A 12,584-nucleotide genomic window follows, 5' to 3' on the forward strand; every position below is an offset into this window, starting at 1 on the left:
TCGGGAATCCTTGCGCTTTAGCGCGGGGAGGATATCAATGGCTCTCCACGATATCGTTGGGCGTGAACAGAGACACATCCGAGCGCTCGTCAGCAACCGCTCGCAGGCCGTCAGAGAATCCTGACCGAGCGAAGCAACAGTAGTGGTACACCGGATCACCACCCTCCGGTGGCGTCCAGTCGACCTGCGCAGCACTCCGCTCTAGGTCGGCAAGGTCGCCTTCGTTCATTTCTCGCTGCGTGTACTTGCATTCCCCAGCGACGAGTGTGCCGTCACTCGCAAGGCCGACAACGTCCAGTTCATGATGCTTGTGCCACCAATAGCCAATCCCGTGGTAGGTATTGGGAACTAACGACGGGAGCGCATTCTGACAGACGAGTTCGAACATCGAGCCCATGTACTCCGAGAACGAAGGTGTGACCAACTCCTCGAAAGCATTGTCACCGAGCTGGGCGAGCTTCCCTTCTTGACCGTACACATAACGGAACCAGAACCGAAACAGCGGTTCATTCAGTCGGTATCGGCTCTTTCGCGTCGCATTGGGATTCGCCGTGACCGGGATATCCCGTGTGACCAGTCGCAGTCGACGGAGCTTCGCGAGATACGATCCGAGTGCGTTCGAATCGATACCGGCGAAGTTAGCAATCTCACTCGCCTCGCGCTTTCCTGTCGCAATCGCGCGGAGGACTGTGTAGTAGGTCTGTGGCTCTCGAATCCCAAACTCTGTCCGGAGGAGGAACTCTGGCTCGTTGTGGAGCACACCGTGTTCGGAGAGGACGTGTGTCTGGATGTTCTCCGCGAGCGATGCCGTTGGGGTGAGCGCCTGAAGGTAGTACGGCGTCCCACCGAAGACGCTCCACGTCTCAATCGTTGTCTCTGGGTCGTCTGTGGGGTACAGCTGTCGTGCGTCGGCCAACGCAAGTGGTGGGAGGTCGATAGTTCCGGTCCGACGTCCGTACAGCGGGCTCCCGCCTCCGAGCACTTTCTCTTCCATCACGCTGATTGACGACCCGACGAGTACCAACGACGCCGCCGTCTGTTCGAGATGGAGGTCCCAGACCCGCTGTATCTTCGAGGGAACTGCATCGTCGGATTCGATCAAGTACGGAAACTCGTCGATAACAACGACTGCGTCCTGCCGTCCAAGCGTCTTGAGAATCGTCTCCCAGTCACGCTTGATATCGTCAACGACTGGGTACGTGTCGCGAGCGGTCTCAACGAAGCTTGCGAGCTGTACGTCCGGAGTCTCTTCGGTCGCCTGCCAGTACACCGCATCGTCTCGGTCACGAATTGCTTCACGGACGAGCGCACTCTTTCCAAGCCGCCGCCGGCCATAGATGACGAGCAACTCCGCCGTATCACGGTCGAACCGGGATCGAAGAAACGAGAGTTCGTCGTCGCGGTTGACGAAGGAAGGCCGAGACATAGTCTGTGTTTGGCTTGGTAGATGATAGTCGTTCTGATTATCTTAATCGTGGTTTTACTAACCGTGATTTTACTAACTAGATTCGGGCGCAAGCAGCTAAAATTACTAATTTCCAGCAAATCTATTTTACTTACTGCGCTCGTACGACGACCAGTGACCGGAGCAGGCTCCCCCACAACACCGTGGCAAGGTGACGTCAACGAGACAGTCATGACTGGAAAGCAGATACCACGACGTTCGAACGTATTCGGCAGGTAATCGACGTTACAACGAATCCACAAACTGCCAGCGAAATTGCTGAACGTGCCCATGTGAGTGAACCAACTGCACGGAAGCACCCCTCAGCGCTCGCTGAGACCGGTCGTGTCAAAAGAATTTCAGCCGGTGATGCCACTCGCTACATGCGCGCACCACAGATGCTGGCGATGCGGCGGATCGCCGACATTCACCGCGAGCACACGAAAGACGAGATTCGACAGGGAATCCGAGAACTGAAAGATGAACGTCAAGCGATCCAAGAACAGTACGACGCGACGACCGTCGACGAGTTGACCTTGGAATTGGAGTCCGGTGCTGACGGGTGGGCAGACCTCACTCGGTGGCAGCAAATTGAGCAGAACCTTGAGATCGCCCAAGCTGCGCTGACGCTCTACGACTTCGACCCAGATGATAGCCGATCTGCAGCAGCTCGGCTATCCGATCGTGAAAACACGATCCGCAGCCGGGGTGCACTACAGGACGACGAATCTCAATCGACTGCATAGATGGCAGACGAGACGGACATTGAGGGCGCTGTTGGCCCAATCGATGATGTCACACTTAAAGAGATTCGCACAGTCTGCACACGTGCTGATGGTCTCGTCGAAGATGCCGGATTCGATAGTCGCCTTGACCCAACGAAGCTACAGATTCACTTCCGAGATGAGATTGCCGAGGCGACGTGGTGTCGGTTCGATATTCGCTGGTTCCAGCGTCAGTACTACAGTTTCCATTGTCTCGATGAATGAGGAGTACAGTTCCGCTACGATTACCGTCCCAAACCGGATGCACCAGAGAAGCACTTTCATACGCCACCCGAAGCAAATACGGACGACGTAGAGCAGTCCTGTATCGTGACAACAGAGCCAATGCTCGTTGCACGAGCGGTGAATCAACTCTGGCGTCAAGCGTACGAAACGGCCTCGTTCGACGCACTAAACACAGCCGAAAATCCGTCGTGAGGTCGTGGCTGCGCGCGCAGCACCGCAGGTGCGAGCACGGAGCGGTGGGTGGGGAGGTGGGGTCTGGGTCGGCCGGGCACATAGCAAAAAAGAAGGGTGCGATGACTGGCTATTCCCACCACGCCTCGCGCTCTGAGAAGCTGATGTCGGACCACCCCGTCACAGCCACCGACACGCGCCCACCGTACCAGCTCTTTGCGACGTTCCGCAGCGTCACCCGCTCGCCTTCTCTCACAGCCGGTTGCCTCGATTTCTCCCAGACAGTCACCTTCGTTCGTCCCGTCTCGTCCTCGATGAGGCCCACCTGCTGAATCGCCGCGTTCGACGACTCCCACAACTGCGTAATCGTTCCCTCGATTGACACCTCTCGACGACTGACCTCACTGACCGCCGCAATCGGAATCACCCGCCCTGGTGCCTGTTGGAACTCCTCGAACACACCCACGACCGCGCTCATCATCGAGTTCCCGTCTGCGACTACTTCGGCCAGACGCCGGCTGATTGCCGCCCGCGACCACGCATCGAGTTTCGACTGCATCCGTGCCGCCTCCCTGTTCACAACGCCCAACTGTTCAGCCGTCAGTTGCTCACGCGGGTCTGCCTCCTCGGGGTCGGCCCACCGATTCACACACCCTGCGCGTTTCTTGAACTCACGCGTTGCTTCAATACTCGACTGCTCCACCGCCGTCGCCGTCCGCGCTTCCCGACTCGACGTCTGTCTCCGGTCCCACCGTTCACGCGTCTGTTCGATTTCCCACTCACGTGCAGCCAGCCGCTCTTCTTCTGCAAGGGTCAACCCCCGACCAACCGCTTCAGGGTTATTCAGGTCAACCTTAGCTTGAATCTCGAGTTCAACCGTAGGATGGAGCGCTGGCGTCTCATCGACTACGTCGTCGTCGACTGTCGAGGGGTGATTGCTGTGCGAAACTTTAGTACTGAACTGCTTCTTACTACTCATTGCTGTTACCTGAAAGGCGCTCACTCGGCGTCTTCTTCCGACACCACGACTCTCCAGCCGCGGCTCTCTCGTTCGCCCAACTGGCTCTGCGCACGCCTTTCGCGCCTTCATCGCGCCCGCAGGGCGCGGAAGGCGTGCGCGCGACGACGGACACACAGCCAGCACCGCGCGCCAGCTTACCGAACGCAGTGAGGTGAGACTCGGGGCGCGAACATCGTGAGCGACCCGATGGCCTGGCCGCCGCGAGCGGCCAGCACACAAGCCGGTTTCGTGTCTGACGACCGAGCCAGCGAGGGCGTCGTGACCGACAGCGCGCTTGGTGCTGGCGCACCGGGAGGGTGCGAGCGATGCGAGTGCGACTGCAAGGAGCAACTCGTCACGAACGACGTGAGGAGTGAGTACGGCGGGCATAGGGCGGCGAGTGGGGCGTGCCGTTCGTACCACACCGGGCTACCGACAGCCATCGTCAGCCACACAACAGCCTAGGGGTGGGATTGAAAGGGGCCGGACGCTCGGCGTGCCCCGACGACGCAAGCACCGCAGGAACGAGGCGCGCAGCGAGTCGCGGCCGTCGAGCGTTCGGGGGCTTTCGTGGATTCCTCAACTGACGGTGTCATCGATATCCTGGGTCCAGAGATAGCACTCACAATGTGGCACGACACACTCATTTCGATTGAAAAGTAACGAAAGCTAACAACGACGGGTGACTACGTTGGGGACCTCGCCAAGCCGCCAGTGTTGGGGTGAGAAGCGATCAAGCGTGAAAAAGACGCCAACTGAGTCACAAACCCAGTGACGGTGTCAATGAGAAGTCAAGTAGTAGCACAATTATCAAACATTAATGCAATTCTATCTAGTTTTATTTCTGAAAACACAGATATAGAAGGGATTATGCCCACTGAGTGAGAGTGAAATGTATTATTTCGTCCACCACCGACCGAGCCTTCATCCACCTCTCGCCAACTGCGGATACGTTTACCCCGTCGACTGTCACCGCACAGTTTACTCGATTGTACTACCTCTTAGCGTCGACCCAAACTCCGTCCACCCTCGAATGGGTACTCGTCACTGATGGGTCAGACACAGGACCCATCGAGTACGTCCTGAGCGTCGACACTGCCCTCGCATCGACGATCGAAGCGTGGTGTCGAGAGCTCGTTCCGAATTCGTTCGATATTTCGACGACAATGACAGACCCACTGCGTTGTCTCTCGCCTGCTGACGCTGACGCCGACCCAGACGATAGGGCCCTCGAATCGTATGCACCACCACGATACCGAGCGGTCGAGTTCGTGGGCGTCACAGACCGGCGTGAAGACTGGCAAACCACGCTCACTCGATACGATGAGTTCACCGACAAACAGAGCCGTCTGCCACTCGCAACGGTGGTGAGCGCGCTTGCGGACGCGTCCGTGCCGATGGCCGTCCAGATACTCGTGCGGCCGTATCCAGACTGGCGACACCACGCCCTTGACAGAAAACAACGGCTCAAGCAGGGTCGAGAGACAGCCTTCCAGCGGTTCTTCGAGGACTGGGTTTTGTCTACAGACTCCGAAAACAACGTCTCTGACCCAGGGGTCCGCTCGCGAGTGGATGCACTCGACGAAAAAGACGCACAACACAGTTTTGTAGTCACCGCTCGGGCAGTTGCAGCAACGACCGACCAGCGTGCACAACTGCCCGACTGCACCCCAGTATCGACTGCGTTTTCGCATCTCAATGGCGACCACTACCGAATCGAAGGTCGCATACACGACGGCGATCGCGCAAAATCAATCTACGAATCACTACGCAATCGCGTCGTGGTTGACCCAGAACACGCGAAGCTCACTGCGAGACTTCCGTGGACCGACCATGCCAGTCGTGGACTCGTCATGGATGGGTGTGAACTCCCGTTGCTGTGTCTCGTCGATGCGGCCACCCTCCCGACAGAAGCCCACCGTGGGCTCGCGCCCACACCGACAGACGAACACGGTCTGCCACGCCCACCGCGTGATCGGATTGAGCGGTATCGAACAGCAGGGCTCACACTTGGCCATGCACAGACGGCCGACGGCGATGCCGAAGCCGTCCCTATCTCACTGCCGCCCGCACTCCAGCCACTCCATCTCGGTATGTTCGGCCGGACCGGATCAGGCAAATCATCAAGTCTCGTTGCGGCGCTTCTCGAGAACTACGCAGCAACAGATGGCGCCGATATCCTCATCGACCCCAAAGGCGACGGGATGGCCGACGACTATCTCCGAGCACACTATGCGAAATACGGCTCACTCGATGATGTCTACTACTTCGATTGCACAGAGACGCTCCCCGCGCTGTCGTTTTTCGATATTCGCGACCAACTCGATGCAGGTATCGACCGGACGACTGCTGTCGAAGACGTCGTCGACCACTACATCGATATCCTGATCGGCATCATGGGTCGCGACCGATTCGAACAGGCGGTTCGGTCGCCCGACATCATTCGCTACGTGCTCAAAGCGATGTTCGACCCGATCCACGGCTCGAACGCGTTTAGCCATCGTGAGTTCCAGACGGCCGTCGCCAGATTACACGAAACACGCGACCCACCACCAGTCGTTGATGAAGACCTCCAGGCGATGCTCGCTGGTGTCGCTGCTAACTCCAAGCGCTCGTTCGACGAGCTCATGCAAGGGGTTGCAAACCGCATCGAGAAGATTCCCATCGATGCCCGACTTGCACAGGTATTCAATCATACTCCAGACGATGATGGCGACGATCCGGAATTCGACCTTCGGAGGCTCATCGATGAAGACGCAGTCATTATTATCGAGACAGGGGGCCTCAGGCCGGCTTCACAGCGCGTCATCACGCTCGTCCTTCTGTCGGCGTTGTGGACCGCCCTTCGACGCCGGACCCAGCAGGGCGACGACGAGACAGACCACCCACTCGTGAATCTGTATCTCGAAGAAGCTGCGCAGTTATCGACATCATCGCTCTTGTCAGACCTCCTTGCCCAGTCTCGTTCGTTCGGCCTCTCGATTACCTTGGCGATGCAGTTTCCTGCACAACTCAAAGAGGCCAATCCAGAGGCCTATCGTGAAGTCCTCAATAACGTCTCGACGATTATCACGGGGAACGTCGCAGTCGACCCCGAGTTCAGCCGGCGATTTATAACAGCCGACCGTCCCGCAACGGAAGTACAAAATCGACTCCGCGCGCTTCGCCGTGGCCAGTGGCTCGCGACGCTCCCGGCAGAGTTTGGACAGCCAGAGCCACAGCCGTTCGTCCTCCAGAGCCCACCACTCCCAGCTGGCCACCCAGAAAGTACTGACCCGTTTTCGCCCGCTCGTGAGACAGCATACGCGGCCGCACTTGAGTTGCGTACGACGCAGACTTCCCACGCGTATGGGCTCGATGTCTCGGGGATTGGCAGTCGGACCACCACAGAAGAGACACAGACGCCACTGGGCCACCGCGAATCAGCACCGCTCGATGAGTCCGCAACGTCGACACACCACGCAACTCCCACGTCCGCACACACACCATCCGAAGACGCACCACCAGACCCATACCCAGATCGGAATGCGCCGACTCCCGATGCGCGTATCAACTCCGCGCTGCCGTATACGTCGCGTCTCCCACCCATGGTCGAGTATGACCCTGAAGTTCACGTCGTCGTCTGTGAGGAGTGCTCAACCCGATACGACCCAACACTCACAGGCATCAAAAACGCCATCCAATGTTGTCACAGCCTCGAAGCAGTCGACCGCGACGAAATCCCACTCTCACAACTCCCACTCAAACTCTCAGCCGTCGAACGCGGCAGTAGCGCGTTTACCGACGCCCAACTTCGGTTCCTCCAAGCGGTCTACTCTGCACATCAACGTCGATTCGATCCCGAGTTCGAGTACGACCTTTTGTATGACAGCATGGTTCGCCTCCAAGAATACACCGGCATCAGATATCAGGAAGTTCAAGAACTCATCGATGGTGGGTCGCTGTCGGTCGATTGTACGTATCCACACAAACTCTATACAGTCACCCCAAAAGGCCGCCGTGCGATTGCAGTTCGCCACCGCGAAGGTATTGCCCACGGCCACGGCCGAGGCGATCTCAGTGAGTCGAGTCTCCACGTCGTCATGGTGGAACTTGGCCGACGATATCTCGAAACAGAGTTCGTCGAAGACGATGACTCCGCGGCTGTCGAGGCCGTTTCATACTTCGAACACGAAGGCTCGCGTCTCGATGCGGTCTGTCTCGATGAGGATGGAAACATCGTCGTCACACTTGAAGCTGAACGAGCGAATCACGATATCTTGACTGCGGTCCCCGAAGACTATGACAAGATGGCTGCGTGCGATCCCGAAGCCGCAGTGTGGGTCGTGAAGAATCGAAGCGATGCACATGAGATTCTTCGTGCCCTCAACGAGCCAAACGAGGGGTACCCACGCGTCGAAAAGACCTATAGTTCGAATTCACCGCCATCGTCGTTCCAGATTCACCAACCCGGATTCACCGAGATGCACACCCTCCAAGAGTTACAGTCAGATGCTTCGCACTCGTGAGGACCGGTGACGTGACTACCGTCTGAACCACCCAAATAGCGACCACCCACGACTACTTTCGTCTGTCTCGTCTCCTGCAGCGACCGCTGCTTCCAGTTCACGTCGCCGTTCGCGTTCGGTTTCTAACTCCGCGTGTAGTCGTTCGTTCTCTTCGAGTACCGATTCGAGATGGCTCTGGAGGTCTTTGAGCCGGTCGAGATGGCCGGTATCGCGAGGTGATGCTGTGTTCGAACGTTCGGTTGGTGTGGCCGACGTCGACGTCGGATCGTGTGGCGTCTGGTGGTCCGCACGTCCAGTTCGGGCGGAGTCTGTGCGCGATGGTGAACGAGAGTCTGCATTCGACCACTGTGAGGGCTCATAAAAATCGGACGTCCGTGATACCGACCGCTCGATGGTCTTTTCTCCGTACGTCGACCCGTCGGCGAAGTGAGTTTCGTCCCATTTCTTGCGATACAATCCAGAGTCTCGCAGTAGCCGATCTATCTGTGCTGCATCACCGCCAGTCCAAAACGACAGGATAGAACACAGCGCCATATCGGCTTCTGAGTGGCTGTCATACGCGCTGGTATCGCCTTTCCACAGGCGACTGAATTTCGGCCCGTTGGCTGCGTTCGATGCGCGCTCGACCACATCCTCGTCGGTGAGGTTGTTTCCTGGCGTGTCGACAACATTCGGTGGCGTGGTGATACTGGTGGTGTTCGATGCGTGTTGTGTATCATGCTGGCTGTGTTGTGTCTCGAAGTACGCACCGTGAATTGCGGTGAGTTCGTCTGTTCGGTCGGCGACCGTCGTGGGCGTCTCGTCGACGTGGTCGCCAGTCATCGTAAAGAATCGCGAGTGTTCGTAGAGTTCGAGGTTCCCTGTCCGGTTGCCGTCAGGCGGCAGTGATCCACGGACGATGATGTGATAGCCCGTCCCTGACGGACTGATCTCTGTATACGACGCAAGCTGGTCGATAATCACGGTCGCCCACGCTTCTGTCTCGCCCGTTTCGCGACTGCGGCAGTTGTCGAGGTCTACACCAACATATGGGTCGTCAGTACTGAACACGAAGCCGACGCCGTCTGCCGCGCCCTCCGTTGCATACGCGAGCGCTTCGTCGAACGTCGTCCACGTCGCCGCATCGGTTGCTGAGGCATAGCCGCCGTTCACCGATACGGGAACCTTCGTTTCGTCTCCACCGCGTGTCTGTTTACGCCACCCTACCCATTGACCTCGTTCGAGGAGGGTATCGGGGAGTGTATCACGTGTGGGTAGGGGTGGGGTCATTGGGTACTCGATGGTCTCGTGGACACGTAGATAGCTATTTCGTGCTGCTACACCGGTGGGTCGATTCCCTCGATTTCTACACTGGGGCGGAAGTGAGTGATTCGTCAATACACCCTCTACAGCCCCATTTTTCAGGGGTGTACATCCACGCCGATTTCCCGTATGGGTGTATGTGAGTTGTGGCTTACTTGGGTGTAGATACAGGCGAGGACCACAGCCTCAAGAGGGAATGAACCTCGAACGAATCTTTTGGTGTTGGCGTCTAGGGCCGCTCAGACGTGCGATTCGTATTGAAGGAGAACCACCGTTGTATCGAAAGTCACCGCCCATCCGCCTGTGTTCAGGTATACTCGAATCCGCTATTCTCCAGTACACCACGTCAGAGAGGTGGTGTATGGGCGGTTTTCAAATTCTCGGTTGGCGTCGTTGGTCGGGGTCGATGCCTGCTCAGTACTGGTCATCGTCGCGTTCCAAGCAGAGAGTCGAACACGCCGAACTCCCGCTTTTGGGACCCGTCGACGTGGTACTGGTGTGTTCGCCTTCGACTTGAAGAGGGGGTTCTGGCGGTGGTCTCAAACGTGGACGCGACGAAATCGAGAACGGTCAGTTAGTTTCAACTCTCTTCCCTTCGAACCAAGTGGGTTGCGTGAGGGTGACGTGACTTCCAGTAGATGCTTGCACGTACCTTTGGACGTGTTTTGCTGGCAGGTCGGTCCAGCAGTGGCGCTGTGATGTTGGTGTGCTCGCGTTCTAACCCGTGGGAACCACGTCGCGTTACGCCCCAGTCGTTGTGCCCTGACGAGGAAGGCCAGTTGACTGTGGCCTGTGCCATCCGAGGACCATTGTACACAGTAGCCTCAGAAGATGGTGGTGTCCCTTTGGGTACGTCTGTCCGAGTTGAACGAGGCCACGGTCCCAGATGTGTCATGACAGGTGTTCGCTCTCGAATCGAACGCACTTGCTCTCGACGAACTCGTAGTTCGAGACACCGAATGCCTCGTTATCACGAAGGTTTTCGATCGTTCGAACGATCTCGCTTGTTCATTGAGGAAGATACGGCCACACACCGCTTCGGTGAAGTCTATTGTTGCGGGACAGACGGTGGGTGTATTCCAATCGAAGCAGAGGTATGGTAACCCACCGACTCACCAACACACCGACTGCAACTCACCGCAACGACAACCCAGCCACCAAACCCATCCCGAGCGCCACGACCTGCCTGCCACGGTGGATGGGAGCGCGTCGATTAGCCTCGGGGCGGTGTGTGGGTCCGAGGCCGCCCGCCCCCGCTCAGTCTCGAGAGTCGAATTCCCGTTATGAGTGGCCGATGGAGAAACGGACGCCCCGGTATATCGGCGTTCAACCACAAGCCCAAGTGGGCGATGACGAAGAGACATGAATCGAACGGTGTCTACATCACACCTCGCTGCCGAAACTCAACGCGGGCGTCATCGAACACAACAGACGAAGCGGGTGTATCCGGTATCGGCAATCCCCGCAGCTCAAACGACTGCTGGAACAGGTATCTGAATTCACGCGGCGCGACTATTGAGATTCCACGACACTCGGACAGACGGCGATTCTTTCTTGTGTCCGCTGGGCTGGCCCAGTTGAGTTCGTGCTCTCGTGTCTGGCGTTCCCTCTCACGTGAATTCGTGGCGTGATCAATTAAGAGTGTGCGGAGCTGATGAAGTCCACAAGTTTTGTACCCCCGTTGAAATGAACCGGTATGAGAGTCGTGAACTATACTGTCACAGGTGGGCAATTTTCGGACCTCATAGACGCACTAACTGAGCGATTTTCTCCGGAGGAATCTCACACAGGAGATGGGTTCGCGGTGTTACTGATTGAGAAATACGAATTTTGGCGGACGAACTCGAATATGCAGGTAACGATTATCCTCGAAGAGATGACTAAGACGACCTGGTTCCTAAAGATCGTCGTCGGTGGGGGAGCGAGCGGGATTTTCAACTGGACTTATGGGTCGGAACAGAAGGTTCTCCGAAAGATGACGACGGGAATTGAGGAGTTGATTGACGAGCTCGACATGAAAATCAAATCGAATGCTCGCTGAGTCTTGGCTGTTGGGCCACATCAAGGTGCGCGACCAACCACTTATCCGGGATCACATCGAACCGTGAAAACAGAGCGGTGTATCGGGGGACTCGTGTGGTCGCTCGGCTTCCTCGAGCTGTACGAGTGGATTCGGTGACGTGTTCGAAAGCGACGTCAGCGGGGGCGGCAACCTTCAGCCGCTTGCCGGAGGTACACTTAGGGTTTCCAAGTCCGTTCCGAGGACATGGCTCACCACGAACCGGACACACACCAGTTACTGGACCAAGCACCGCTGCTGGATGCGACCCGAGATGGGCCGCTCGACCGGTCGACGCTCCAAGACGAACTTAACATCTCGCGTGCAACGGCCTACCGATGGACATCCTCACTCACCGACGAGAGTTTGCTCGAGCAGACGCCCACGGGATACCGGACGACCGGAGCGGGCTGTGCCGTGGCCGATGCCGTGTCACGGTTCGAGCGGTCGGTCGCAGCGGCCGGCCGATTAGAACCCCTCCTCGCTCAGATTTCGGCACCGGAGTTCACGCGTCATGTCCACCTATTCGCCGACGCCGACCTCCACGTCGCCACGCCGCAGAATCCGAACGCGCCCATCGAACCGTGGCTCGAACACTTCGCGTCGTTCGAGCACTCGCGGAGTCTAGTCGTCGCAGGGTGTCCACCGAAGGTCACAGAACAGGGTATTGAACACGCCCGAAACGACGTGGACTTCGAGGCTATCTGTACGCCGCTGGCGCTCGAAGCGGACCGGAACGCTTCGAAGAACGCGTTCGACACCATCGCGTCGGCTGAAGCACCCGCGCTATACACTCACCCCGGACTGCCGTTCACCATGGGTATCATCGACGACGTTGTCATCGTCGGCGGTTTCGACGACGAGACATCCCTCCCGATTGCTTCGGTCACAACCGACGACCCCGAGGCTCGCAAGTGGGCCGTCGACCTCTATCGACGCTACAAACGCGACGCGGACAGGCTCAACGTGACTCAGATGAGCACCAAGAAGTAGCGACTCTACGCGTGAAATCTGTGTACTGATCGAACTGTGTCTCACGAACTGAGACGCCGTCTCAGGGAATGACTATAATCCTGAGCTTTCCGTCGAA

8 protein-coding genes and 1 pseudogene are annotated in these 12,584 nt (G+C 57.6%); 6 read left to right on the top strand and 3 right to left on the bottom strand.

Annotation, left to right across the window (positions count from 1 at the left end; all coding sequences use genetic code 11):
• Window positions 1-34: 34 nt before the first annotated feature.
• Complete coding sequence (locus IEV64_RS04275; protein ID WP_188423231.1) at window positions 35-1,426, bottom strand: ATP-binding protein; 1,392 nt, start codon at window positions 1,424-1,426, stop codon at window positions 35-37.
• 257 nt (window positions 1,427-1,683) lie between these two features.
• On the opposite strand from IEV64_RS04275, the gene IEV64_RS04280 reads away from it, so the two are divergent.
• Window positions 1,684-2,190 carry a DUF7342 family protein gene (locus IEV64_RS04280; protein ID WP_425433185.1) on the top strand — a complete coding sequence of 169 codons (507 nt, stop codon included), beginning with the start codon at window positions 1,684-1,686 and terminating at the stop codon, window positions 2,188-2,190.
• Window positions 2,191-2,433: a hypothetical protein gene (locus tag IEV64_RS19800; protein ID WP_004062860.1), complete on the top strand. Its 243-nt coding sequence runs from the start codon at window positions 2,191-2,193 to the stop codon at window positions 2,431-2,433. It begins immediately after the preceding gene.
• A 322-nt stretch (window positions 2,434-2,755) separates the two neighbouring features.
• On the opposite strand, the gene IEV64_RS04290 is transcribed toward IEV64_RS19800, so the two are convergent.
• Window positions 2,756-3,604, bottom strand: a complete 849-nt coding sequence (locus tag IEV64_RS04290) for a DNA-binding protein (protein WP_188423232.1) — start codon at window positions 3,602-3,604, stop codon at window positions 2,756-2,758.
• Window positions 3,605-5,718: 2,114 nt separating this feature from the next.
• On the opposite strand from IEV64_RS04290, the gene IEV64_RS04295 reads away from it, so the two are divergent.
• The gene (locus IEV64_RS04295) at window positions 5,719-8,133 is read left to right on the top strand and encodes a TraM recognition domain-containing protein (protein WP_425433186.1); all 2,415 of its coding nucleotides are present in this window, start codon (window positions 5,719-5,721) and stop codon (window positions 8,131-8,133) included.
• Window positions 8,134-8,148: 15 nt separating this feature from the next.
• On the opposite strand, the gene IEV64_RS04300 is transcribed toward IEV64_RS04295, so the two are convergent.
• On the bottom strand, window positions 8,149-9,402 hold the full coding sequence (locus tag IEV64_RS04300; RefSeq protein WP_188423234.1) for a phage NrS-1 polymerase family protein: 1,254 nt from the start codon (window positions 9,400-9,402) through the stop codon (window positions 8,149-8,151).
• 1,729 nt (window positions 9,403-11,131) lie between these two features.
• Between IEV64_RS04300 and IEV64_RS19805 the strand changes: the two genes are divergently transcribed.
• The 3 genes and pseudogenes from IEV64_RS19805 to IEV64_RS04310 all read left to right on the top strand — a co-directional run bounded on the left by IEV64_RS19805 (window position 11,132) and on the right by IEV64_RS04310 (window position 12,487).
• Complete coding sequence (locus IEV64_RS19805) at window positions 11,132-11,476, top strand: hypothetical protein (RefSeq protein WP_229722473.1); 345 nt, start codon at window positions 11,132-11,134, stop codon at window positions 11,474-11,476.
• Between the two features lie 225 nt (window positions 11,477-11,701).
• Window positions 11,702-11,896 (top strand): annotated as a pseudogene (locus IEV64_RS20165) (helix-turn-helix domain-containing protein); the annotation flags it as partial.
• Between the two features lie 27 nt (window positions 11,897-11,923).
• Window positions 11,924-12,487, top strand: a complete 564-nt coding sequence (locus IEV64_RS04310; protein WP_229722474.1) for a transcriptional regulator FilR1 domain-containing protein — start codon at window positions 11,924-11,926, stop codon at window positions 12,485-12,487.
• Window positions 12,488-12,584: the final 97 nt, after the last annotated feature.

The organism is Haloferax sulfurifontis (genome assembly GCF_014635105.1).
Lineage (GTDB): Archaea > Halobacteriota > Halobacteria > Halobacteriales > Haloferacaceae > Haloferax > Haloferax denitrificans.

Bases quoted from the DNA above. Each gene is read 5' to 3' on its own strand.
- IEV64_RS04295 (WP_425433186.1), top strand. From the start codon at position 5,719: ATGTTCGGCCGGACCGGATCAGGCAAATCATCAAGTCTCGTTGCGGCG.
- IEV64_RS04290 (WP_188423232.1), bottom strand. From the start codon at position 3,604: ATGAGTAGTAAGAAGCAGTTCAGTACTAAAGTTTCGCACAGCAATCAC.
- IEV64_RS04300 (WP_188423234.1), bottom strand. From the start codon at position 9,402: ATGACCCCACCCCTACCCACACGTGATACACTCCCCGATACCCTCCTC.
- IEV64_RS04275 (WP_188423231.1), bottom strand. From the start codon at position 1,426: ATGTCTCGGCCTTCCTTCGTCAACCGCGACGACGAACTCTCGTTTCTT.
- IEV64_RS19805 (WP_229722473.1), top strand. From the start codon at position 11,132: ATGAGAGTCGTGAACTATACTGTCACAGGTGGGCAATTTTCGGACCTC.
- IEV64_RS19800 (WP_004062860.1), top strand. From the start codon at position 2,191: ATGGCAGACGAGACGGACATTGAGGGCGCTGTTGGCCCAATCGATGAT.